The organism is Turneriella parva DSM 21527, from assembly GCF_000266885.1.
Classification (GTDB): domain Bacteria; phylum Spirochaetota; class Leptospiria; order Turneriellales; family Turneriellaceae; genus Turneriella; species Turneriella parva.
In genome coordinates, this window is the sequence record NC_018020.1 from 2,022,107 (window position 1) to 2,045,179 (window position 23,073).

Below are 23,073 nucleotides of genomic sequence, written 5' to 3' on the forward strand. Positions count from 1 at the left end.
GAATCATTCGGGGCTCACGACTATGCAGTGGACCCAGGCACCTATTCTGATACGTATTCGTTTTTTCGCGTCTCTCGTGCTCGTGTTCTATACCGCGACGCATTTTATGAACCACGCACTGGGCCTTGTTTCGCTTGAAGCGCTTGAAGAAGGCCGCAAGGTTTTTCTCGCCTTCTGGCGCAATACAGTATTCCAGTTTCTTTTTCCCGTGGCGCTGTTTCTGCATGCACAGAGTTCTCTCTGGCGCCTGATGTTCAGGCAGGCATGGCATTTCAGCCGCACTGAAAAAATCAAGATCTACACAGGTCTCGCAATACCCTTCATTCTGCTGATGCACCTTGCGGGCACGCGGGCGCAGTGGTGGTTGTTCGGCTACAACGACACGTATTCATATTACCTGATGCAGAACGTCAAAGACGGCGGCATCTGGTTTGTGGTGGTCATGAGCCTCATTGTCTGGGTGCATGCCTGGTATGGGGCTACGGCAACGCTCGATCTGAAACCGTGGTTTGCGCGCTACCGCACCGCCTTTCTCGTTTTGTGGATCGCGCTGCCAACTCTCGGGCTCGCCGGTGTGCTGGCTGCCGCCACAGAAATCACCAGACGTGCGGCCTCTGCAGACTGGGTGCAGCAGATTCTTGCGAACCACGGCGGCGATGAGAAGGAGGTTCTCAGAGTCAAAATGCTTGTCTATGCGCTGCTGGTTGGCGCGTACCTGCTGCTCATGGCTGCTCTCTGGGCAATGCGCAGGCTTGTGAATCACCGTGCCGGCAGCAAGGCCACGATCAACGTGCAATATGCCGATGGCCCTGCGGTTAAGACCGCATCGGGTACCAGCTTGCTCGAAGTGAGTCTCTTGAATGGTATCGAGCACGCGCACGTGTGCGGCGGCAATGGCAGGTGCTCTACCTGCCGCGTGCGTGTGCTCACGGGCTTAACAAATATCTCCCGGGCAGAATCTTCTGAACAGAGTTTGCTGAACCGCATTGGCGCAGAAGGTGATGTGCGCCTTGCCTGCCAGGCTCGGGTCACAGGCGATGTCAAAATTGCCCCCCTCATTGGCCTCGGAGAATCGGTGGCCAATGCAATGCGCCGAAAACCCGAAGCCGATGGCATCGAACGCGAGGTTGTCGTGTTTTTTTCAGACCTGAAGGGCTTCACTTCATTTTCAGAGAGCCGGCTGCCATATGACGTCGTGTTTGTGCTCAATCAATATTTTCGCAGCATGGGAAAAATCATCGAAGATGCCGGGGGCTACATCGATAAATTTATCGGTGATGGCATTATGGCAATTTTCGGATTGTCTGAATCGATTGACATTGCCGCGCAGCACGCGATCGAAGCGGCGCTGAAAATGCACGGGCAGTTGGCACTGATGAATGAATTTCTCGCCGCAGAGCTGAGGCAGCCGCTTGAACTGCGTATCGGCTTACACTCCGGCCCGGCAATCATTGGTGAAATTGGCTATGGCAAAGCAGCGCACCTGACGGCGATTGGTGACGTTGTGAACACGGCGAGCCGACTTGAGCACGCGAATAAGAAGCTGGGAACCTGGCTACTCGTGTCTGATGCAGTCATGTCTCACTCAAAGCGCGAGGCTTTCGCTGATGCGCTGCAGCTGCGCATTCGCCTGCGTGGCAAAAGCGACGTACTGGCCGTGCATGGAGTGCGGATTGAGAGACGCACTGCTCTTGCTGAAACTTAAACATGCCGGCACAGCGACATAGGCACTTACGGTTCATAACGCTGAGGTTAGAAATCCTCATCGTTGCCTTCACTTTCACCTCAGGCACGTTCGCCGCAGAACGTCGGGCTGCCGTGAGCTTCGCGCCGGGATTTCTGACCGCTCAGGGGGCGGTGGCGTACGGCGTTGGCGCCGAAGCGGAGTGGTATGGCCGCGCGGGTGTCTCGGTGCGTGGCGATCTCTATGCTCTGCTGGGGGCTTCGAAAAGTCTCGCGTTGCAGCAGATTTACCAGGCGATGCTCGGTATCGCGTACAATTTCGAGCGCTCAGGGCCGCTCGCGCCGTTCGTCGGTTTTCAGCCCGGGTTTGGTTTTGCGTCGGTTAGAAACGGCATTGCCGATGGTCTCTACCTTTACCCCGTCATGTCGCCGCTTTTCGGCGCGCACCTGTTCGCCAGCGAAGGCTGGCAGGTCTCGGGCCATGTTCGTTACGTATTCGGCGAAATGAATTATGCCGAAACCGGGGCCGTCTACCTCAGCGAGTTTAGGGCGGGGGTTAGCCTCGGGCAAACTTTTTAACTTGTGCGAGACACCGCGGCCTTAGCGCGGTGTCTCGCACAAATTCTGTAGCGTTTGCTACAGAATTTATTGACGCTTTGTTCACTATTTGCCTCACGGAGCCACTGTGGGCCAGCGGCCCCGAGGGGGTTTTATGCAAATGACCGTGAGAAAAAATAAGGACACTTTTGCCGAGCCGGTGCCGGCGCACTGGGCGGGCAAAGACGCGCTGCAGAGCCATGTGCTCAACACGCTCAGCCTTATGTTTCCCGATGGTGAATCTTTCTTTATTCGTTCAGTAAAACACTTCGCCGATCGTGTCACCGACCCCAAAATGCAGGCGGATATCAAAGCGTTCGTGGGGCAAGAGATGCAGCACAGCATGGCGCACGAGCGTTTCAACAAAGCGGTCGCCGAAAACGTCGGCAATATGGATTGGTTCATGTGGCTCTTCACGGTGCCGACGTTTGAATGGCTCGAACCTTTTGTGCGCAAAAATCTCGGCTTTGAGTTTTTGCACCAGTGGGCGCTTTCAGTGACTGCAGCCGCCGAGAACATGACGGCGGGCTTTGCGCAGTCGCTTTTTCAGCCGGGCGAACTTGAGAAGATCAAACGCGCCGATGTGCGCGAGCTCTACGCCTGGCACGCCGCAGAAGAGATGGAGCACCGCGACCTCGCATTCGACGTGCTCGAACTGGTCGGCGGTAACAACTATGCTATGCGCATGTCGGGTATGGCGTTCGCGTATGGTATCATTACCGCGTATGTCGCGCTGGGTACTTCATATCTGGTATTGAAAGACAAAGAGTTTCCCTGGGCGACATTGCCGCAGCAGCTCGTTGATCTTTTTACCAAAGAGAATTCACTGGGCCGCGTGTTCTTCGAAGGTATGGTCGACTACATGCGCCTGAATTTTCACCCAAGCCAGCAGCCGATGCACCCCGATGCTTTGGCGTATCTGGAAAAGATGGCGTCGTAGCGCGCAGCGCTACGATGCCATAATCTTCTTGAACGGCTTCGCCGCCTCGAGCAAAAACGCAATCTCGAGCAGCGTGCGTTCGTCGCCGTGCGCCGCCTGAAACTGCACCGCAATCGGCAGACCCGCTTTCGATACGCCCATCGGCAGCGAAATTGCCGGGCTGCCCGCGGCGTTGTTGAGCGGCGTGAATGCGACGTACTCGGTCAGGCGTTCGAACAGGGTTTCAAACGGCGTCTCGGGGTTCAGGTGTCCGAGTTTGGGTACAGTGTGTCCGAGCACGGGGGATAGCACCGCGTCATAATCTTTCATCACCTGCGCGTAAAGATCAGCCGACCTGTACATGCGGTAGAGCATCATCGGCGTTGAAAGAATGTGTTTCTTATAGTGATCGATAAGCCCGCGGCTGAACGCGTCGAGTTTGGTCGCGTCAAAGTCGGGCGCGAGCACGAACCTGCCGAATGTGCCGAGCAGAAACGCAAGCATCGACCAGTAGAGCGTGAAATCGGCGATAAAGCTTTTGGGTACTGGCAGCGGCATCGCCTCAACGCGGTGGCCGAGAGATTCCAGCAGTTTTGCCGTGTCTTCGACGACGGTACGCGTTTCTGCGCAGGTGGCATGGCCGTTGATCGAATCGATCACCAAACCGATGCGGAGTTTTTTCTTCGACGGGCCTTCGACGTGGCCGATAGGTTTCAGCTGTGGGTTCTTGTACACAGTCTCCATCGCCGCGTGAAAGCGCGCAGTGTCTCTGACAGATCGCGTCACCACACCTTCGCTGACGATATTCACCGGCATTGAATTCGCCGAGCTGTTATTGCGGTGGCGGTTGCGTGTCGGTTTGAGTCCGACAAGGCCGCAGCATGCAGCCGGCACACGAATCGAACCGCCGCCGTCATTCGCGTGCGCAATCGGCACGACACCGGCGGCGACGAGTGCGGCCGAACCGCCCGACGAACCACCGGCTGAGTAGTCGGTGTTCCACGGGTTGCGTGTCGGGTGTTCGCCCGCAAACTCAGTCGAGGCGTTGAAGCCAAATTCGGGCAATGAGCTTTTGCCCAGCACGTTGAAGCCCAGTGCGAGGTATTGTTCTGTGTAGTCGCCGTGCTTTGCCGCGATCTTTGCGGTGAACGCGCGCGAACCGTTGCGTGTTGGAAACCCCTCAAGATCGGCGTTGTCTTTGATAAACGTCGGTACTCCCGCGAAGGCGGCCTGCCCGATTGGGGCATTGGCGGCATAGAGCGCTGCGTCGAAAGCGGGAACCTCTATCGCATTCAAGACTGAATTGACTTTTTGTGCACGCGCGATGGCAGCTTCGGTGACTTCAAGCGCACTCAGTTTGCGGTGTCTGATCAGCTCAGCGATACCAGTCGCGTCGTCGTCACCCAGAGCATCGTTTGTAAAGGCGTGTACCGGCTTATTCATGGGTATAATCTCCTACCGGTAGCCCGGGCTGCAGTAAATTTCGTGTCCGAAAATACTGAGTACAGCGTAATATGTGCGAGAGGAGAAAATCCTCATTTTTCTCAGGAGACAATTAAAATGAAAAAACTGTTCACAATTCTGTCGCTCGTCATCGCTGCGACATTCGTAGCGCCCGTAATGGCACAAGAAGCATCTACTGCACCAGCGGCAGCAGAAACAAAAGAAAGCAAAGCGGCAGCTAAAAAAGCAGCGGCAGAAGAAAAGAAAGCCAAAGCGAAAGCAGCACGCGAAGAAAAAGCAGCGAAAGCTAAAGCAGCGAAAGAAGAAAAGGCAGCTAAAGCAAAGGCAGCCAAAGAAGCTAAGGCAGCAGCCAAAGCAGAAAAAGCAGCTAAAGCGAAAGCTGAAAAAGAAGCAAAAGCAGCAGAAAAAGCCGCTAAAGCTGGCAAATAATTCTCAGCCAACTGCTAATAAAAAGGCCGGCGTAAGCCGGCTTTTTTATTAGCTACCATGAGATTTCTTTTTTATCGCGCAAGAACTTGCCGGTCGGCACCTTGTCTGCCGTTGCAAGCCAGACAATCGTTTCAGCTCCCTGTTCAACCTCGCGCGTCGCGCGTTCACCGCCCATGTCGGTTTTCACCCATCCCGGGCAGACTGAGTTCACACTGATCTTGTCAGCAGCGAGGTCATTGGCGAAGATACGCGTCACGGCATTCAGCGCGGTTTTAGAAATGCGGTAGCCTGGGTAGCCGCCGTTCATTTCAGTCAGACCACCCATGCCGCTTGAAAGGTTAATGATGCGCGCATCACCAGACTTTCTCAAAAGCGGCAACAGTGCCTCAATCATGCGGTAGGGCCCGAGCACGTTGGTGTCAAACGTCTGGCGAATGATGTCGATATCTGCCTTCGTGCTGTCGCTGCCTTCGAGAAAGATACCGGCATTGTTCACAAGTACGTCGAGTTTTCCGTAGCGCTCTTCGACATATTGAACCAGATGGCGCACCTGCTTCTCGTCGCGAACATCGCAGGCGCACGCATCGGTGATGACCCCTTCTGCGGCCAGATCGTCTTGCGCATCGCGAACGTGGTCGGGGTTACGCCCGGTGAGAATCGTCTTGTGACCACTGCGCGCAAGCTGGCGAATAGTCTCTTTGCCGATGCCGCGGTTGGCGCCGGTGACCAGTATCACTTTCATGGCGGCAGCATATGGCACCGCCAACGGCGCGGCCAGCAAAAAGGGTTAAATCACAAAGCTCTTGCCGGCATAGCCTGTTCAGGTAACCGAACCGGTGAATCATGGCGATGCCAGCAAGAAACGGTGCTTTACCTTCGTGCCGAATATTTCTCATTTGAACTAATATGTCTGCACGGGCCTTAATACTTTCGGGAGGCGGCGCCCGCGGTGCCTACCAGGCAGGTGTCTATCGATATCTTTCAGAAATAGACTGGAAGCCTGACCTCATCAGCGGCACATCTGTCGGGGCGATCAATGCCTGCGCCATTGCCTCGGGATTCGACGCCCGTAAACTGCAGACATTCTGGCTGAACATTGCGCAAGACAATGTATTTGCCTTTTCGTTCTGGCGAAAAATCTGGCAGTTTATTTCGCGCAGCGGATATTCAGCCGTTCTCGACACGACTCCGCTGCGAAAATTTCTCTCGCAAAATATCGACATGCGTGCGCTCGGCGAAAGTGATATCGCAGTGGTGATTTGTGCGATCAATATCGTTCGCTCGAGACTGCGGTTTTTTACCAACAAAGAAATAGGCGTTGATGAGATTATGGCTTCGAGCGCGATTCCGCTACTTTTTCCGTGGCAGAATGTGAACGGCGAACCACATTGGGACGGCGGAATCATGGCGAATACGCCGATCTTGCCGGCGCTAGAGCGCGGTTCACGGGAGATTGTTGTCGTGCTGCTATCGCCTGTCGGTGGCACGCCTATGTCTATTCCCAAAAGCAGAAAAGGAATCGCTGAACTGATGCTCGAGCAGTCGCTTCTGGGTTCGTACCAATCATTTATGGCGGGCATTCAGTCAGAGAAGCGCATGCATGAAGAGCTGCGTGAACAGGGTATTCTCGGCACGCTGCAAAGCATGATTCGCCCTCGCATCGTTTCGGGTGATACGAAGATTCTAACCGTGGCACCAAAACGAATGCTCGGGGTAGCTTCGATGCTGAACTTTTCGAGAACTCAGGCCGAAGAACTCTTGATGCTCGGCTACGAAGACGCCAAAGAACAACTAGACTTCTAGCAGTCTGCGCTCACGCCCGATAGACACCTGCGATAAATAGCAGGCCATAGTCAAACTCATCGCTTTTGACCGCGTGAAACCCCGCCGCTTCGATAGTTGCATGTGTGTCGCGGTTGAGTTGGCAGCCCTCTGCTAAATGGCGCCAAAACGGATTCATGAGATTTTGCACGCTCTGGCCGAGGCCGCTTTTGGCCCGCACGTGTTCGAGGGCTATGAGTTTGCCGCCCGGCTTCAGCTGCCGGTAAAGAAGTGCGAGCGTCGCTGCCGGGTCTGGCACAGTGCACAGAACAAGTGTACAGACGACTGCGTCGAAGCTGCCGGCGGGGTAGGCGGCGACGAGCCGCTCGTCTTCGAGCAGCCACGGCTCAACGCGTATGCGCGCAGCGAATTTTTCCCGTGAGAGTTTATCGAGTGCCTGTGTGCGCATCGCATCTGAGGGTTCAATTGCCAGCACTTCTGCCGCTGCAGCGTAAAATTCGAAGTTGATGCCGGTGCCGCAGCCAAGCTCGAGCACTCGACCGCTGAGATTGCCCAGAAGCGCTCTACGCCGGCCGCTGAGCGCATTTTTTTCGACGACGCTCATGAACGGGTCGTAGGCCGCCGAGAAAATCTTGTTGTACCAGCCGTTGTGTTCGTTGCTCATAAACGCCAGCCAGGTTGCCGCAGTCAGTGTGGGTGGCAATAAGTACCCCGGGGTATTTACTCTTTACGCGCCCGGCATTTGAGGTGATATTACCCATGCGACAAATTTTGGCTGCATTCATGGTGCTTGGCGCCTCTGTTCATGCGCTAGCTGACCGGCATCCGGTTGAAGACACTTTGGTGGCATTGCCCGCTTCGGTTTCGATCGGGCTCGGCGGCACGGCCCGCCTGAGCGTTGAGGTCACCATACCTGCAGGGCACCATGCATACCTGCGCCACGCCAATGCAAAAGGCATGGCGATACCGATCGCTTTTCGGGCCGCGCCGGAATCGGGCTTTCAGCTCGCAATGACTGCGCAGCCTAAAGGTGTGCGCGTCGGCGATGAATTCGTGCTGCGCGGCAAAGGCAAGTTTACTCTCGAACTATCAGAACTCGCGATGAATGAATTCGGTCGCACTTACGCCTTGCCGGTGAAGGTGCGCCTGCAGCTCTGCGGCGAAGCCGAGCCCGCAATCTGTTATATGCCCGAAACGATTGAAAAGACAATTTCAGTGAATATCAATGCGCCCGAAATATTGAGCCGAACGCAAATCGACACGAGCCTGGCTTGGATAGACAATCGCGCAGCCGCATTGGACGCTGCGAAGCTCAAGAAGCAGAATGTCTTCGCGCTGATTTCTGACCCGACGCGCTGCGGGGCTTGCGTGCAACTTGAAACGAAGGTGTTGCCCAATGCAGCGGTGAACAAGCTGCTGCGCGAAAAATTTGTGCTCTACCGCGTACCGAAAAACGAGTACAGCCATGCGCCGATCAAAGGCCGTTTCGGCATTCCGTTTTATTTTGTGGTTTCGCCCGAGGGCCAGAATCTGCAGAAGTGGGTAGGTGTGCCCGGCCCGATGCAGTTTGCGCAGGGTATTGAGCCCTATGGCATTGCGGCGAGCGGCACGCCAACGGCGACCGCCGCAACAACGAACTCAATCCCCCTGAATTCGGGTGGCAGAGAGTGTGCTGTGCCCTTGAAACAAAGTTATGCGTTTCAAGCGACACAGAAGGGTGAATTCAAGTCTGCGGGCAACATGCGCTTTGTCACGAATGCCTCAGCGCCGGGCACGTATACGGTGCTGACGCTCGACCGCACCGGTGAAATTGATGCGTCGAACAGCGCGCGCGTTGTTCATGGCAAGCTCGTTGTCGAGCGCTACCTCGGCGGCAGCGATCTCATCTTTCAGTGTTCAGCGTTCGGTATCGCCGGCAGCGTCGAAGCGCAGTCGCTCTCGCTGAGTGTTGAACTGCGCTGAGGTTTTGCTGTGCCGATTCGTCTCATGTCGCCCGCGACCGATCTTGATGTCGTCGCCGGCCTGGTATATGATACCGACGCTTATCTTTTTCCTCTGCTGTTCGGTTCGCGCGGGCATGCGCTGCCAATCTTGAAGAAACTCATTCAGCTCGATGCCAATTCATTCTCGCACCGGTACATACAGGTTTATGAAGCTGAAGGCGTTGTGCAGGCAATTCTCATCGGCTACAACCACCGTGAAATCAACAAAGAAGCAGAAGAGGCGGATTTCAAAAGTGCCCTGCCTCTTGTTGACCTGATTCTTCTCGTGCCCAAGCTTTGGATTCTGCGGCCGTTCATGGACAAAAGCGACGTCACGGGGCACTATATACAGAACGTCTGCGTCGCCCCCGAGCACAGGGGCAAGGGCATCGGTTCGTTATTGATCCGCAATTTCTGCGAGACGCACGCAACAGACGTCTGGCTCGATGTCGAGCTCGGCAATACGGCCGCGCTTCAGCTCTATGAACGCCTCGGCTTTCGTGTGTCGCGGCAGATTCCCATTTTCTTACCCGGTCTGGGCAGCTATAGGTTAGTGCGTCAACCGTAGCAGGGTAAAACCCTGCTACGGTTGACGCACTGTCTTGACTTTGTACGCTGCACTATGCTAAGATATAAAGCGGATGTTTTGTCAGTTTTTTACATGATCGTCACGACGGCGCTGCTGATCGTGAACTGGAACCTGCCCGAATTTAACGTGTGGCTGTTTCTGGGCTCGATTCTGATGGCGACGAGCTGCTTTGCAATGGCGCACAACCATAACCACATACCGATGTGGAGAATTGATTTTCTGAATAAGCTCACCGACTACTGGCTGACGCTGTTCTACGGTTTTCCCGTTTATGCCTGGATTCCCACGCACAACATGAACCACCACCAGCTGAACAACCGCGAGGGCGATTACACCATTACCTGGCGCCTGTCTGAAAGAAACAACCTGCTGACGATGATCACTTTCCCGTTTGTGAGCGCGGTCTACCAGCAGAAGCCCACCTCAGATTTTCTTAAGCACTACTGGAACGTCAACAAGCCGAAGTTCTTCTATTATATTTCGCAATACGTCGTTTGGGTTCTTTGGATAGCCGGGGCATTCTACCTTGATTCGCGCAAAGCGCTGCTCTATGTGGCGATACCCATGATTGTCGCGACTCAGTTTGTCTTGATCATTAACTACATTCAGCACGTGCACACCGACGAAGAATCGCAGTACAACCACTCGCGCAACTTCACCGGACTCTATAACAAATTCTTGCTGAACAACGGCCTGCACACCGCGCACCACGAACAAATGGGCCTGCACTGGAGCCAGCTGCCAGAAGCACACGCGAAGATTGCGCACCGCATCGACCCGCAGCTGAATGAAGTGTCGCTTGGCTGGTACGTGATTCGTACCTACATTCTCGGTCTCTTCATTCCGAAATTTCGCAGCAAATCAATGCGTCTCGAGCGCATGGCATTAGCCGGTGGCGGTTCGCTGACCGAACGCTTTGACGCTTCGAACCACATGGTTTCTGCTTCAGCCGCGCCGGCGGCGAAAAAAGCTGCGCCCAAGGCGAAAAAGAAAGCACCAGCGGCCAAGAAAGCGGCTGCGAAGAAGACCCGTAAAGGTCGCTAAAAAGTGCGCTTCGTATCCCCGCAAGGGATGCGAACCGCGGAGAGAAAATGGCAGCAGAATCATCTTTCGACGTCGTCTCTGAGGTTAACTGGCAAGAGGTGACAAACGCCATCGACCAGGTGCAGCGCGAGATCGGCACCCGGTTTGACTTTAAAGGTACCAAAGTCGCCATTACGCTTGAAAACAAAGAGCTTACCCTCATCGCCGACGACGAAGGTAAACTCAAGCAGCTGAAAGACGTACTCGATTCAAAACTCATCAAACGCGGTATTGCTCTGAAATCGGTCGATTACCAGAAACTCGAGTCGGCCTTTGGCGGTACTGTCAGGCAAAAGGCGAAGTTCATCAACGGTATCGCGCAAGAGCACGCGAAGAAGATCAACCAGCTGATACGCGATTCCAAGCTGAAGGTGCGCTCGCAGGTCATCGACGAAAAGGTGCGGGTCACCGCAAAATCAAAAGACGACCTGCAAGATGTGATGAAGCTTTTGAACGCCGCCGATTTGCCGATTCCTCTTCAATATAACAATTACCGATAGTCGGCGTGTCTGTGATAATGGCCACGGGCTTAAGCGCGTAGCCATTATGACAGTCAACAACACCATTTCTGAAAGTTTCAAGTCGAAACCGCTGGCGGCGATTCCGCGTGGTTACAAGACTTTTATCACGAACGCAGGCATCAAAGACTCTTCGCTCGACCTGGGTGTCGTCGTGTCTGATGTGCCGGCAAACGCTGCGGCTGTTTTTACGCGCAACCAGATCAAGGGCAACCCGGTGCAGGTCGGCATCAGGCATATCAAAGCCGGCAAGGTCAGCGCTGTGGTGGTGAACTCGAAAAACTCCAACGTCGCCACCGGTAAACAGGGTTATGACGACTGCGTGAAGATCTGCAAGTCTGTCGCTGATCAGCTGGGTGTGCCTGTGACGCAGGTGTTTCCCTCGTCGACAGGCGTTATCGGCCGCAGGTTGCCGGCGCAGAAGGTGATCGAAGCGCTGGGCAATCTGCAAAACAACCTCAGCGAAAATGCGGACTTCGAAGGTTTTGCCAAGGCGATCATGACGACCGATACATTTCCGAAATTTGTCTGCCGCAGGGTCGGCAAGGCGACCATCGTCGGCGTCGCAAAAGGTTCGGGTATGATAGAGCCGAATATGGCGACGATGCTGTCTTATATCTTTACCGATGCGGCAGTGCCTGCCGCCGAGCTGAAAAGGCTCTTAAAAGCCACCGTAGAGCCAACGTACAATTCATTGTCGGTCGACACCGATACATCCACCTCTGACACACTGCTCGCGATGGCGAATGGGCTCGCAGGCAAAGTGAGCGCGTCTGCTTTTGCGAAAGCGTTTCATGAGGTCGCTCTTGAACTGACGCGCATGCTCGCCCGCGACGGCGAAGGCGCGACGAAGCTCTTTACCGTAACCGTGAAAGACTGCCTCAATGAAAAACAGGCGAAGGCGATCGGCAAGAGCATCATCAATTCGCCGCTCGTCAAGACGGCCATTTATAAAGGCGACCCCAACTGGGGCCGCATCTTCATGGCGATCGGCAAAACGCCGGGAGTGAAGGTTGTGCCCGAAAAGATTCGCATTCGCTGGGGGGGCAAAGCTTATACCAACGAACAGCTGGCGCAGCTCTCAGACTACCTGAACAAGAACGAAGAGTTGAAGCTCGAAATTTCTCTGGGCACAGGTAAGAAAGCCTGGACGGTTTACGGCTGCAATTACACAGAAGAGTACGTCAAAATCAACGCGTATTATACCACCTGAAAAGTGGCGTGACCGGGCCGGCTTTTGGCCGAAATCTTAAAGCGAAAACGACGAATGCACGACTTTGCGCATTTCGCCGTGCAGTTCTTTCACTGCGACCTTTTCTTCAATGCACTGGTCGAGGTGCGTCTCGACGTAAGCCTGAGCAAACTTCTTGATCGCGTTCGAAGCTGCTTTCGCGAGCTCAATTGTCTTGACGCAGTCGGCTTCGCCAGAGGTAACAATGCGCTTCAACGCCTCAAGTTGCCCCTGGATTCGGTTAATTCGGTGTACTAGTGCATCGCCTGGCATACCTTAAGATAATAAAAGAGACCAAACGAGTCCAATTTTATAGGTAGTTTTACGGATATTTCTACCCCCAGGCTGTGGCTCAAAGGTCGGTGCCAAACCGCCGATAATAGAGGGTGGGCAAGTTGGTGGCTTTTTTCGTTATTTTGGGCGCTCTCTGGGCCCGCGACGTGCGTGTCGTGGCGAGAGTCGAACGTGTCGACCCGGTCACGCGTCTCGCCGAAATTACGAGCGCAGAGACGATTCCCGCAGCGGCTGAATACCAGGTGCTGAACGAAACCGGGGAAACTATCGGCAGGGCCGTCGATCTGAAATCGAATGGCGCGCAGGCCTATTCATTCCGTTTTGAGGGGCGCCGCCGCAGTCTCAGCGCCGGTAGGCGCATCGTCGTTGTGCAGACGAACGAGGCGTTCAGCGCGCTTGCCGACCGACCGCGCATGACACGCGAGGTGACGACACGGCTCGTTAACCGAGACAATGCGCCGATGCAGCTGATACCCGATGGCATCGTGGTTATGGGCAATCAGCAGGCCGGCGAGCTGCATTACGTACCCGCCCGGTCTGGTGGCCGCGCCGCGAACCGTTTTGATATTCCCGCGTTCTACATCGACAGACACGAGGTCACGATCGGCCAGTTTACGCGCTATCTCGAAGAAACCCGGGGCAAGGTGCCGACCGCTTATCAGAGCCTCAGCCTAAACCAGCCGGTGACGCGCGTGACCTATAAGGATGCAGAAAATTACTGCGCATGGGCGGGTAAAAGGCTACCGACCGAATTCGAATGGGAGCGTGCCGCCCGTGGCAACCAGATCGTCAGCTCTCAGGCAGAAACTTATGTCGAATCGACTTCGTTTCCCAAGGGGGATTTCTCACCGCAAGAAGCCTGCGTCACCCGGGAAAAGGCATCGGGGCCATTAGATATCGACAAACTTACCGATACCAACGCCTTTGGGCTCGTCGGCATGTGTGGTAACGCCGCAGAATGGACCAGCAGCTGGCTGCTGCCCTATCGCGGCAACACCGAACGCGATATTCGCTTCGGCAAAAAGTATAAGGTGATTCGCGGCGGCTCTTTTGAGCTCGAACTCGAATATGCCAAGAGCCATGTACGCCTCGCCGGCGGCATGCCCTCACTCGCACGCGACCGCCGTGCGGGTTTCAGATGCGCTCGAAGTGAGTAAACAGTTCGCCCGCCGGCTAACAGCCGTGCGGGTTTCAGATGCGCCCGAAGTGAGTAAACGGTTTGCCCGACGGCTAACAGCCGTGCCGGCTTCAGGTGCGCACGCACGGAGTCGATTTACTGACTCAGTAATGGCTGTTTAACGAGGTTCGACAGTTTCTTCTGCGTTGCTGCCGAAATTTTCGGGCCAAGGCTTGTGATTCCCGGTGATGCACCCCGCCAGACATGTCGCAGCGCCGACAAGAATGTCGTCGGGGTGACCTTGTCGAGCTGAACCAGGTAGTCGCGCCAGTCTTTCACAATGCCATGGTAAAGGTAAGTGCGGGCGTTGTAGCTTGCACGGCGGTAGGCGCTCTCCATGGCGAGTTCAACGCTGCCGCGCAGGCCAGATTTGCTTTCTTCGAGATCACCCGCGTCGATGCCGGTGGTGAGTTCATTCACTTCTTGCAGGGCAGTCTCGACCGCGGTCGTGTACTTGTCGGGTGAGGTGGCGCAGAAAATGCCCCAGACGCCTTCGTGCAGAAATTGCGAATGAAAGGTACTGACCGAATAACACAGACCCTTTTTCTCGCGCAGCTCGACGAACAGCCGCGATGACATCGTGCCGCCGAGATAGTGCGTCAGCACCTGCAGGTCAGCCGGCTGGTTGAGCTGCGTCTTTTCGCCGGGCAAAGACAAGACGAAATTGATTTGCTCCAGATCTTTTGCCTGGTGTTTCAACAGGCGCTGCTTCGGTGCGCGTTCGGTCTGAAACTCCGCATCGCGAAATTCTTCGCGGTGGTAACCCGGTTTACCCTGCAAAGCGTGGTCGGTGCGGTCAAAGTGCCGGGTAATTTCTGCAATGAGTGCGCGTTTCTCAGCGGGGGTTGAGTAGAGAGCGCCTGCGAGCGAAAGCACTGTGCCCTCGGGGCCATAGTGCGAACGGTAATATTCGTAGAGCTCGTCGCGTGTTGTGCGCTGAATGCCTCTGGCATTGCCCGCTATCGGCCGACCGAGTGAGTTATCACCGATCTGGCTTTCATAAAACAGGTCGAACAGGTAATCGTCGGGCTGGTCTTCGCCCATTTTCAATTCTTCAACGATCACTTTCTTTTCAGCGACGAACTCTTCATTGCTGAAAGTGGAGTCAAAAAACATGTCTGCGAGCACGTCGAGCGCCACCGGTATATGCCGGCTGCTCAGGCTGATGTAATAGTCGGTGATTTCTTTGCTCGTCGACGCATTCATATGCCCGCCGAGGCGGTCGATCGCGCGCGAAATCTCAGTGTAGTGGCGTTTGCGGGTGCCCTTGAAGAGCATGTGCTCGACAAAGTGCGAGTAACCCGATTCGCGTTTGCGCTCGAACCTTGAGCCGACCGGTAGCCAAAGGCCGACAGTCGCGCTGGTTCTGTGCGGAATATTTTCGAGCAACACCACCAGACCGTTTTGCAGAACGATTTTCTCGACCTGAAAAGCGGGTTTGGTGGATATCCAACGCATGGTGTCGGTCGCTGGCCTTAGTGCCGGTCGCCCGGCCTATTGTTCAGCGTCGCGAATGGAAAGCGAAATTTTGCCCTGGCGGTCTATCGCCAGAACTTTCACTTTGACTTTCTGGCCTTCTTGCAGCACATCGCCGACGTTCGCAATACGTTCGGCGGCTACTTTGCTGATATGGCAAAGCCCGTCGCGGCCTGGCATAATCTCGATAAAGGCGCCGAACTCCATGATTTTGCGCACGGTGCCTTCATAGATTTTGCCAATTTCGGCTTCAGCGAACTGGCCTTCAATCATTGCCCTCGCTTTGCGTGCCGATTCGCCGTCGTTGGATGCGATCTGAACCAGGCCGTTATCGTCGACATTGATTTCGGCGCCCGTTTTCTCGATGATCGAGCGGATATTCTTGCCACCGGGGCCGATCAGTTCGCCGATGCGGTCACGGTCGATCGTCAGCGTTGAAATGCGCGGGGCATTGTCTTTGAGTTCGGTACGCGGTTTCGCCAGCGCCTCGCCCATCACTTTCAGAATGTGTTCACGGCCGGCCTTGGCCTGGTGAATCGCTTTCTCCATAATTTCATAGCTGATGCCCTGAACCTTGGTGTCGAGCTGAAAGCCCGTGATACCTTTTGTGGTACCCGCAATCTTGAAATCCATATCGCCGAAATGGTCTTCGAGACCGGCAATATCAGAGAGTACAGCGAACTTTTCACCCGAGGTAATGAGGCCCATCGCGATACCGGCTACCGGTGCTTTGATCGGCACGCCGCCATCCATGAGGGCGAGCGAGCCCGAGCAGACGGTAGCCATAGAAGACGAACCATTCGACTCGAGAATTTCTGACACGAGACGCATGACGTACGGGAAACGGCTCGCATCGGGAACAACTGCGGCGAGCGAGTTCTCGGCCAGTTTACCGTGACCGATTTCGCGACGGCCAGGGCCCATGAAGCGCTTCACCTCGCCCACGCTGAACGGGGGAAAGTTATAGTGCAGATAAAAACGGCTTGAAGATTCGCCTTCGACATCGTCGGTATCTTGTGCATTGCTTTCAGTGCCAAGCGTCAGCACGCCGAGAGACTGTGTTTCACCTCGTGTGAAAAGCGCTGAACCGTGGGTGCCGGGCAAAACGCCGACACCGATGCTGATCGCGCGAATTTCGTCGAGCTTGCGTCCGTCGGCGCGCACGCCGTCGTGAAAGATCTGGTCACGTACGACATCGACCTCAAGGTCGGCAATGAGCGATTTAATGAGCTTCTCGCGTTTCTCTGCGGCATCTTTTTCAAGGCCCGCAAACTCAGGTTTGAACTTTTCAAGTACTGCTTTTTTGCAGGCGTCGATTGCCGCCTGGCGCTCGAACTTGCCCTTAATTTCATTCGCCTTTTTCATATCGGCAAGACCGAGGTCGGCAATTTGCTTGCGCAGTTCGGTGTGCGTTTCGGCGGGTGCGACTTCTTGGCGCGGTTTGCCAGCTTTCGCCTTGAGCTTCAGCTGCATTTCGCAGAGGCGCTTGATCTCTTCATGACCGTGTTTGACCGCAGCGATCATGTCTTCTTCGGTCGCTTCGTCGGCGAGACCTTCGATCATTGTCACTGCTTTAATCGTACCCGCGAGCGCGAGGTTAATGTCTGCCGCCTGAATCTCATCGCGGTTTGGGAAAAGAATAAACTTGCCTGCCACGCGCGCGATACGCACACCCGCTACCGGGCCGTCGAATGGCAGACCTGAAATGGTGAGTGCTGCTGATGCGGCTGTAATCGCATGCACATCAGCGCTGTAGTTTTTCTGCGCGCTCAGAAGCGTGATGAAAATCTGTACTTCGTTGGTGTAGTTGTCGGGAAAAAGCGGCCGAATCGGGCGGTCGATAACGCGCGACGTCAATATCTCTTTGTCTGACGGGCGATTCTCGCGCTTCAGAAAACCACCGGGAAAACGGCCACCGGCGTAATATTTCTCGCGGTATTCAACCGTCATGGGAAAGAAATCAAGGCCTTCGCCTGATTTTTTCGCCCCGGTCGCGTTCGCCATGAGCACCATATTGCCCCAGCGCAGCAGCACCGAGCCGTCGGCCTGGCGGGCCCACATACCTGTTTCGAGTTCGTATGGCTGGCCTTTGAGGTCTACTGATTCTTTGTGAACTTTAAAATCATGTTGCATAATTTACCTTCTTTAGAGAATGCGCGCAGATATACCTTGAGCCTTCGGCCCAAAGTACACCGCCCGACGCAAATAAGGGGTTATTTACGGAGATTGAGTTTAGCAATGATCGCCTTGTAACGATCAACGCTGTTCTTGCGCAGGTAGTCGAGCAGTCGGCGGCGACGGCCTACCATCTTCAAGAGACCTACGCGTGAGTGGTGGTCTTTCACGTGTGCCTGAAAGTGACCTGTCAGGCGGTTAATTTTTTCAGTCAGAAGCGCTACCTGAACTTCTACCGACCCGGTATCTTTCGAGCTTTTCTGGTGTGTAGCGATAAGCGCTTTCTTTTCTGCAGTTGCGAGCATATTTCCCTTTATTTATCTTTTCCCTTATGTTTGAGACACTTTTGCTATGCAAAACAGGGTGACAAGAGTTTTGGCAAGGGGTGGCCTCGGCCAACCGGCAGATTCCAAAACGAAGTGCGAAAGGGATAAAGTAATGTAAGGCCGCTCCCGGGTTTCGAGGTTGATTTGCGAAAAACGACCACGGAGCCCCCGGATGCGACCCTACGTTCAACTATCAAATGATGAAAGACTGCGTATAGAAGAAAGCCTTGCTGAGGGCCTCAAGGCCAGCCAAATCGCCAGAAATCTTAAGCGACACCCGAGCACTATTTTTCGAGAGATTCGGCGTAATTCAATGCCACGACATTACAGCGCGCGGTGCGCCAGAGACGAGGCGCGAAAGCGCCAGACTAATACCAACGCCGCGAAGGTTACACCAGAGCTTTGGTCAGAGATCGGAGCATCGCTCAAGTCGACGCTGTCACCAGAACAGATCGCAGGCCGCATGCGCCTAGAACGTTTCGACGGTGTCTGCATGCAGACGATTTACAATCATGTGCGCAAGAAATCCGGCACATCGAATTTTTATCGCCTGTGCCTGCGCCGCAAAGGCAAACCATACAAGCGCAAAGTGAGGATTGAGGCTGAAAACAAAGGGTTTTTCGCATTCACGACCTGCCAGCCGAAGCTTTGACGCGACGCAAACCCGGCTACTGGGAGGGCGATTTGGTCGAGGGTAAAATGGGCACCGGGCAGATTGCAACTTTCGTCGAAAGGCATTCGCGTTACTTGCTCGCGGCGAAACTGGAGCGCAAATTGGTGACACAGTTTAACGCTGCAGCGCGCGACCTATTCGCCGACATCGATAACGAACGGCTGCGGGGTATCATTTACGATCGGGGCACCGAGATGAGTGGCTACCGCGACCTGCAGCAAGTGCTGAACTGCGGCATCTACTTTTGTGACCCCGGCTCGCCATGGCAGAGAGGTACGAACGAAAACACGAACGGCCTGCTGCGCGAGTCTTTTCCCAAAGGCACAGATTTTCGGCGCATCGACCAGGAACAGGTTGACGCAGCGCTTAAATTACTAAATAACCGACCACGCAAGCGGCTGAATTACCGAACCCCGGCCGAGGTCTACTTTCGCAGCCCTATCGCACTTCGTTTTGGAATGTAAGACCCCTGCCAAAACGGTCGTTTGGCTAGAAATCCAACGCGCGACTTCGCCCAAACGTATAGCGCAAAGCCGCAGAAACGGTAGGCCCCGAGAAATTATTCGAGTCATTATCAGCATACAGAAGTGCGTGCGCGACGCCAAATCGGGGTATAAATGAAATTTCGTGCGTGAGCAAAATCTCTACCCCCAGGCCGACTTCGGCATACATCGAGTTGATGTTCGACGACAGCGAACCATCTTGCCTCTTCACTTTGGTCGTGATCGTACCAGCGTCGACGTAGGGCAGAAGTGTGATGAAATTGGGCAACAGGTGAATGCGGGCCTCTGTGCGCAAAGTGGGTAAAATTAGAGTGCGCTGATTAAGGCCGGGTTCGGCTATCATGCCGGTGCCGCGCAGAAACAGGTTAAAATCGCGAAACGCGAGGCCGAAACCCAATGAGCCCCCGAGCCCCGCGGGCTGCGCCGAAGGCACCAGCGCGTTCGCGCCGATATCGAGAAGCATGCGGTCTTGAAAGGTTACCGGCGCTGCTTCGGCGGCCAGGTTTTGCGCCAGGCCGGCGAGTGAAGCGCAGAGCGCGATGCGGATTAAGGTCGTTTTCATATTTTTCCCCGTTTATTTTGTCTGTTGCTGTGTCATACTGAAGATATCTTGTACAATGCCTTGCGAGATTTCATCGACGACGTTAAAGAGCCGCACGTCTACCGGCGACTCCGTTGTCGAACCGCCAATCTCTTTCTTCTTCGCAAGGTCAAAAATTTTCGATTCGATCACGATATTGCCCGTTTTGGCGCTGACTGAATAGAAACCGAAAATCAGGTAATCGGCCCCCGTCGCCGCCTGAAATTCTTTTAGGGTCTTTTCATTCACATCTGTCGGCGAACGAAAGATACGGCTGCCGGCTTCAAAGCTCTTCTTTTCGTTTGCGCGGTCGTATTCGAAGATTTTTTTCATCGAGTCGTCGATGGCAATCGATAGCGAAGATGCAAGCCAGGTATAAAGCGGGGTGTTCGTGCGGTCGTAAAAGTCGAGAATCGCGACGCTCGCAAGGCCGCCCGATGCACCCTGCGCCGACATGCGGTCTTTCTCTTCGGCTATCTTGTTGATCTGCTCTTCGCTCAAAATTACCAGCGGACGCTGCATCTCGCTGATCATGCTCGCGAGCATTTCAGAATTCGCCGAAGACTTCGCCGGAAACGAATCTTGATACCAGACCATGCCGCCGGTCGTCAGGTCAAAACCGCGGGCAAAGGAGTTTTTGCCGTCGGGGTTCAGCAGCAGCAGGTAGTCTGCACCGGTGCGGCCGCGTATGCGGCCGAGAATACCCCTGAGCTCCCGGTCGAAGCCATAGTCTTTGCGGGCGACGATAGCCGAAAACGCATTGTAGTCGGCGTTATTGGCTTCATTGTCCCCGGCTGCTGAAAGGGGTGGTGGCATTTCAGAAACAGTCAGCATCGGCGCGAAATACGATACCCCCTGCGTCACGAGGTGGCGCGTGTATTGCAGATCTTTGGGTGTCGTGGATTCAAAATCACTGCCCGAAAGCGCATGTACCTTAAACTTCTGCGAAAGCAGGCTGATATAGAAATCGTTGAGTTCAACCGGTTCGAGCGGCGCCATGATTGCCAGTTTGCTCGCCGAGGTAATCGGCCTGCTGAGGTACCGGTCTTTTTCAAGTGGCAGCATGGTGCGCAACAGGTCGATCACCACGGTTTCGGGTTTCGAATAGACCGTGAAGGCCGAGATTTTTCCCGTCGAGGCGCTGTAATGATAGAGTTTTACCAGCACATATTTCTTGTCAGGCACTTCAGCGGTGGGCTCAATCTCGTTGCCGTCTTCGTCTTTCGCTTTTTCTGCATATTCAAAGATTTCACCGGTGAGCAGGTTACCGCCTTCGACCAATTTGCTGATCTGCGCGTACTCTTCAGGTGCGTAGATCACCCGGGAGGCAATTTTCTTTTCATCACGCATTCGCGAAAATTCGTTTGGGTACATGACGCGGCCTTTTTTCGCGCGCGTGTAGGCTTTGCTCAGAAAGATCGGAAAGCGCAGAATAATCTCTTTCGAGACGGGCGAATCAAACCTGCGCGAAAACGTGCCAATCGCCGTCGTGCCTGTCGCCGATAGGCTGCCCGAGGCAGCGGCAAAGACCAGAATGCAGCAGAGGCGTTTCAAACAACACCGCCCGTAGAGTCTACTTACCCTTTTGCATCGTGTCGATCATCGTGCCGACGACGCTCTTCAAATCGTCTTTGCGGCCCACGCTGTAATTTTGCACGTACACGAGTTCCATATTGTCGAGCTTGATCACCCGCGCCCAGGTGTAACCAGCATCCCATTTGGCGAGCGAGAGCAGAACGACGTAGCGAATGCCCATTTTTTTCTGCAGCGACTGCAGCATTTCAACTTTGAGATTCTCGAAGTTAAAAATATGCAGTTTGTAGATATTCTCAAAAACCTTGTCGGCAACCGCCACCTGACGCTGCGGGTTTTTCGGGTCGAAGAGGTTGGTGACGAAAGCCGTCTTTTTCAGGCTCTTGACATCGAGCACGTCGTCGGTCGTGTAAAAGTCGGTTGCGTTGAACGCTTTCACGTCATAACCCCCGCGCATGAATTCCATCAAAACGGCATTCTTAAAATCGTTCTCGCCTTCGACGAGCACGGCGATATTCGAATTCTTGGGGATTGCCTCTTTAATCACATAGTTGTTGCGTGTCGAGCGGCACGCGGTGAGCGTGAACAGGGCAAAAACCGCCACGATAATGGACTTCTTTGTCATGAATAAGACAGGGGGTATAATCTGATAAATTGTCAACAGTTTTCGATCAATATTCTGGGGCCGCGCAGGAAAACGCAAATCTGCCAGATTCTGGAAAATTTTCTTCTTCACAGACAAGAAATTGGCTGCGTTCTCCCGCGCGGCCCCTATAGCTGAGAAATCATGTTCTCCCAAAAGCTTGTCGCGGCGAAGCGTACGTTGAGGTCATAACTGTCGGCGATCGTCTCGGCGACGTCTGCGAGCGAGGCTCTGATACCGAGGTTCGCCTGCCGGCGTGGTCTGAACATGCGCGAATAAACCATGAGCGGCACATATTCTCGCGTGTGGCTCGTGCCCTCGAAAGTGGGGTCGTTGCCGTGGTCAGAGACTATATAGAGCATGTCTTCGTTTTCCATCGCTCGCATGAGCCTCGGTATCTGCAGGTCGAGAGATTCGAGCGCATCGGCGTAGCCCAACGAGTCGCGGTTGTGACCATAAAGGCCGTCAAGATCGGGCAGGGTTGCGAGCACGAACGATTGTTTTGCCTTGTTTGTCGGCGCGTCGCGAATCACCTGGTTCAACAGTTCAAGGCATTCGGCGTTATTCTTCACGCCATAGGTTTCGCTCATTGCCGCGCCTTCGATCATTTCTGAGACCTTGCCGAGCGCATAGACGGGAATTCCCGCGTCGTAGAGCGTGGTTGCGAGTGTCGGCGCCCTCGGCGGCGAATGGAACATCGCCACGGGGGCAGATTCGTCGACCACAAAGCCCGCGACGTCGCCGCCAAAATAGTGCACGTGCAACCTGCCGAGGCCGTGCGCTGAGAGAACCTCCCATGCGGTGTGGCCGAGCAGATAGAATTCATCGGGCTGAAACTTTTCATTGTGCACGTAGATGTGCACGAGCGAGTCGTCAGTTACCAGCAGAATGGGGCTGCCGGTATCGAGGTGCGTTTCGCCATATTTCGTGAGAAATCCCTGTTGCACATCGTTCGAATTGCCGAGAAACGTGCGGCCCGAGGCCTGCATCAGCTGCTGCATAATATCTTCGGGCACGCCCTTCGGGTACGTCAGGTATTTGTCTTCTTGATAGGTACCCAGAAGTTCCCGGTGGCCGCCGATGCTGTCGTTGCCTTCGTTGCGCTGCGTGATTTTGCCAAAAAAGCCCAGCGTCTCTTCGTCGCGCGGCCAGCCCTTGACATACGTCAGGTTCGCCAGCCCAAGGCGCGCCAGATTGGGAATCTCGAGTTTCGGTTTGAGCTCGCCGATGTGCGAAAGTGTGTTGGCTCCGCGTGGCCCGTAAAGGTATGCATCGGGCTGCTCACCCACGCCCAGGCCGTCGATCACGAGCACTATCGATTTGCCGATACCGAGCGTCACGGGTGGAAACTTGTCGCCACCGACTCTTGCCGACAACACGGATAAAATTGCGAGCTTGCAGAGGCGAATTTTTGCT

Annotated in this window: 22 protein-coding genes and 1 pseudogene; 12 read left to right on the forward strand and 11 right to left on the reverse strand. The window is 54.7% G+C overall.

Annotated features, from left to right (window positions below; all coding sequences use genetic code 11):
- The first annotated feature begins 22 nt into the window (after window positions 1-22).
- From TURPA_RS09765 to TURPA_RS21715, 3 genes are all read left to right on the forward strand, one after another.
- Window positions 23-1,705 carry an adenylate/guanylate cyclase domain-containing protein gene (locus TURPA_RS09765; RefSeq protein WP_014803138.1) on the forward strand — a complete coding sequence of 561 codons (1,683 nt, stop codon included), beginning with the start codon at window positions 23-25 and terminating at the stop codon, window positions 1,703-1,705.
- Between the two features lie 2 nt (window positions 1,706-1,707).
- Window positions 1,708-2,262 (forward strand): hypothetical protein, encoded by a 555-nt coding sequence (locus TURPA_RS09770; protein ID WP_014803139.1) that lies wholly within the window; start codon window positions 1,708-1,710, stop codon window positions 2,260-2,262.
- 145 nt (window positions 2,263-2,407) lie between these two features.
- Window positions 2,408-3,220, forward strand: coding sequence for a metal-dependent hydrolase (locus TURPA_RS21715; RefSeq protein ID WP_157210457.1), 813 nt, complete (start codon window positions 2,408-2,410; stop codon window positions 3,218-3,220).
- A gap of 9 nt (window positions 3,221-3,229) precedes the next feature.
- On the opposite strand, the gene TURPA_RS09780 is transcribed toward TURPA_RS21715, so the two are convergent.
- A complete protein-coding gene (locus TURPA_RS09780; protein WP_014803141.1) occupies window positions 3,230-4,642 on the reverse strand; it encodes an amidase in 1,413 nt (470 codons plus the stop codon).
- Window positions 4,643-4,759: 117 nt separating this feature from the next.
- Here TURPA_RS09780 and TURPA_RS09785 point away from each other — a divergent pair, with 117 nt between their 5' ends.
- The gene (locus TURPA_RS09785) at window positions 4,760-5,092 is read left to right on the forward strand and encodes a hypothetical protein (RefSeq protein ID WP_014803142.1); all 333 of its coding nucleotides are present in this window, start codon (window positions 4,760-4,762) and stop codon (window positions 5,090-5,092) included.
- Window positions 5,093-5,144: 52 nt separating this feature from the next.
- Here TURPA_RS09785 and TURPA_RS09790 read toward each other — a convergent pair whose 3' ends face one another.
- Complete coding sequence (locus TURPA_RS09790; protein ID WP_014803143.1) at window positions 5,145-5,834, reverse strand: SDR family oxidoreductase; 690 nt, start codon at window positions 5,832-5,834, stop codon at window positions 5,145-5,147.
- 164 nt (window positions 5,835-5,998) lie between these two features.
- Between TURPA_RS09790 and TURPA_RS09795 the strand changes: the two genes are divergently transcribed.
- Window positions 5,999-6,895, forward strand: a complete 897-nt coding sequence (locus tag TURPA_RS09795) for a patatin-like phospholipase family protein (RefSeq protein ID WP_014803144.1) — start codon at window positions 5,999-6,001, stop codon at window positions 6,893-6,895.
- A gap of 10 nt (window positions 6,896-6,905) precedes the next feature.
- Here TURPA_RS09795 and TURPA_RS09800 read toward each other — a convergent pair whose 3' ends face one another.
- Entirely contained in the window at window positions 6,906-7,538 is a 633-nt protein-coding gene (locus tag TURPA_RS09800) for a class I SAM-dependent methyltransferase (RefSeq protein ID WP_014803145.1), read from the reverse strand.
- A 95-nt stretch (window positions 7,539-7,633) separates the two neighbouring features.
- Here TURPA_RS09800 and TURPA_RS09805 point away from each other — a divergent pair, with 95 nt between their 5' ends.
- From TURPA_RS09805 to argJ, 5 genes are read left to right on the forward strand one after another with little or no spacing between them, the layout of a single operon-like run.
- Entirely contained in the window at window positions 7,634-8,836 is a 1,203-nt protein-coding gene (locus TURPA_RS09805) for a thioredoxin family protein (RefSeq protein WP_014803146.1), read from the forward strand.
- A 9-nt stretch (window positions 8,837-8,845) separates the two neighbouring features.
- A complete protein-coding gene (locus tag TURPA_RS21720; protein WP_157210458.1) occupies window positions 8,846-9,424 on the forward strand; it encodes a GNAT family N-acetyltransferase in 579 nt (192 codons plus the stop codon).
- 54 nt (window positions 9,425-9,478) lie between these two features.
- Window positions 9,479-10,489, forward strand: coding sequence for a fatty acid desaturase family protein (locus TURPA_RS23870; RefSeq protein WP_014803148.1), 1,011 nt, complete (start codon window positions 9,479-9,481; stop codon window positions 10,487-10,489).
- Between the two features lie 47 nt (window positions 10,490-10,536).
- On the forward strand, window positions 10,537-11,028 hold the full coding sequence (locus TURPA_RS09820) for a YajQ family cyclic di-GMP-binding protein (protein ID WP_014803149.1): 492 nt from the start codon (window positions 10,537-10,539) through the stop codon (window positions 11,026-11,028).
- A 46-nt stretch (window positions 11,029-11,074) separates the two neighbouring features.
- Entirely contained in the window at window positions 11,075-12,259 is a 1,185-nt protein-coding gene (gene argJ, locus TURPA_RS09825; RefSeq protein WP_014803150.1) for a bifunctional glutamate N-acetyltransferase/amino-acid acetyltransferase ArgJ, read from the forward strand.
- A gap of 36 nt (window positions 12,260-12,295) precedes the next feature.
- Here the strand turns inward: argJ and TURPA_RS09830 are convergent, their stop codons facing one another.
- Window positions 12,296-12,550 (reverse strand): metal-sensitive transcriptional regulator, encoded by a 255-nt coding sequence (locus TURPA_RS09830; protein ID WP_014803151.1) that lies wholly within the window; start codon window positions 12,548-12,550, stop codon window positions 12,296-12,298.
- 176 nt (window positions 12,551-12,726) lie between these two features.
- On the opposite strand from TURPA_RS09830, the gene TURPA_RS21725 reads away from it, so the two are divergent.
- A complete protein-coding gene (locus TURPA_RS21725; protein ID WP_157210459.1) occupies window positions 12,727-13,728 on the forward strand; it encodes a formylglycine-generating enzyme family protein in 1,002 nt (333 codons plus the stop codon).
- Window positions 13,729-13,844: 116 nt separating this feature from the next.
- On the opposite strand, the gene TURPA_RS09840 is transcribed toward TURPA_RS21725, so the two are convergent.
- From TURPA_RS09840 to rpsO, 3 genes are all read right to left on the reverse strand, one after another.
- Complete coding sequence (locus tag TURPA_RS09840) at window positions 13,845-15,206, reverse strand: M16 family metallopeptidase (RefSeq protein WP_014803153.1); 1,362 nt, start codon at window positions 15,204-15,206, stop codon at window positions 13,845-13,847.
- A gap of 36 nt (window positions 15,207-15,242) precedes the next feature.
- Window positions 15,243-17,357, reverse strand: coding sequence for a polyribonucleotide nucleotidyltransferase (gene pnp / locus TURPA_RS09845; protein ID WP_014803154.1), 2,115 nt, complete (start codon window positions 17,355-17,357; stop codon window positions 15,243-15,245).
- A gap of 80 nt (window positions 17,358-17,437) precedes the next feature.
- Window positions 17,438-17,704: a 30S ribosomal protein S15 gene (rpsO, locus tag TURPA_RS09850; RefSeq protein WP_014803155.1), complete on the reverse strand. Its 267-nt coding sequence runs from the start codon at window positions 17,702-17,704 to the stop codon at window positions 17,438-17,440.
- Window positions 17,705-17,897: 193 nt separating this feature from the next.
- Between rpsO and TURPA_RS24330 the strand changes: the two are divergent.
- Window positions 17,898-18,862 (forward strand): annotated as a pseudogene (locus tag TURPA_RS24330) (IS30 family transposase).
- A 25-nt stretch (window positions 18,863-18,887) separates the two neighbouring features.
- Here TURPA_RS24330 and TURPA_RS09865 read toward each other — a convergent pair.
- The 4 genes from TURPA_RS09865 to TURPA_RS09880 form a co-directional block, all read right to left on the reverse strand.
- Window positions 18,888-19,463, reverse strand: a complete 576-nt coding sequence (locus TURPA_RS09865; protein WP_014803156.1) for a hypothetical protein — start codon at window positions 19,461-19,463, stop codon at window positions 18,888-18,890.
- Window positions 19,464-19,475: 12 nt separating this feature from the next.
- Window positions 19,476-21,035 (reverse strand): hypothetical protein, encoded by a 1,560-nt coding sequence (locus tag TURPA_RS09870; RefSeq protein ID WP_014803157.1) that lies wholly within the window; start codon window positions 21,033-21,035, stop codon window positions 19,476-19,478.
- 19 nt (window positions 21,036-21,054) lie between these two features.
- Window positions 21,055-21,639 carry a hypothetical protein gene (locus TURPA_RS09875; RefSeq protein ID WP_157210460.1) on the reverse strand — a complete coding sequence of 195 codons (585 nt, stop codon included), beginning with the start codon at window positions 21,637-21,639 and terminating at the stop codon, window positions 21,055-21,057.
- A 146-nt stretch (window positions 21,640-21,785) separates the two neighbouring features.
- On the reverse strand, window positions 21,786-22,997 hold the full coding sequence (locus TURPA_RS09880) for a phosphopentomutase (RefSeq protein ID WP_041948441.1): 1,212 nt from the start codon (window positions 22,995-22,997) through the stop codon (window positions 21,786-21,788).
- Between the last annotated feature and the right edge of the window lie 76 nt (window positions 22,998-23,073).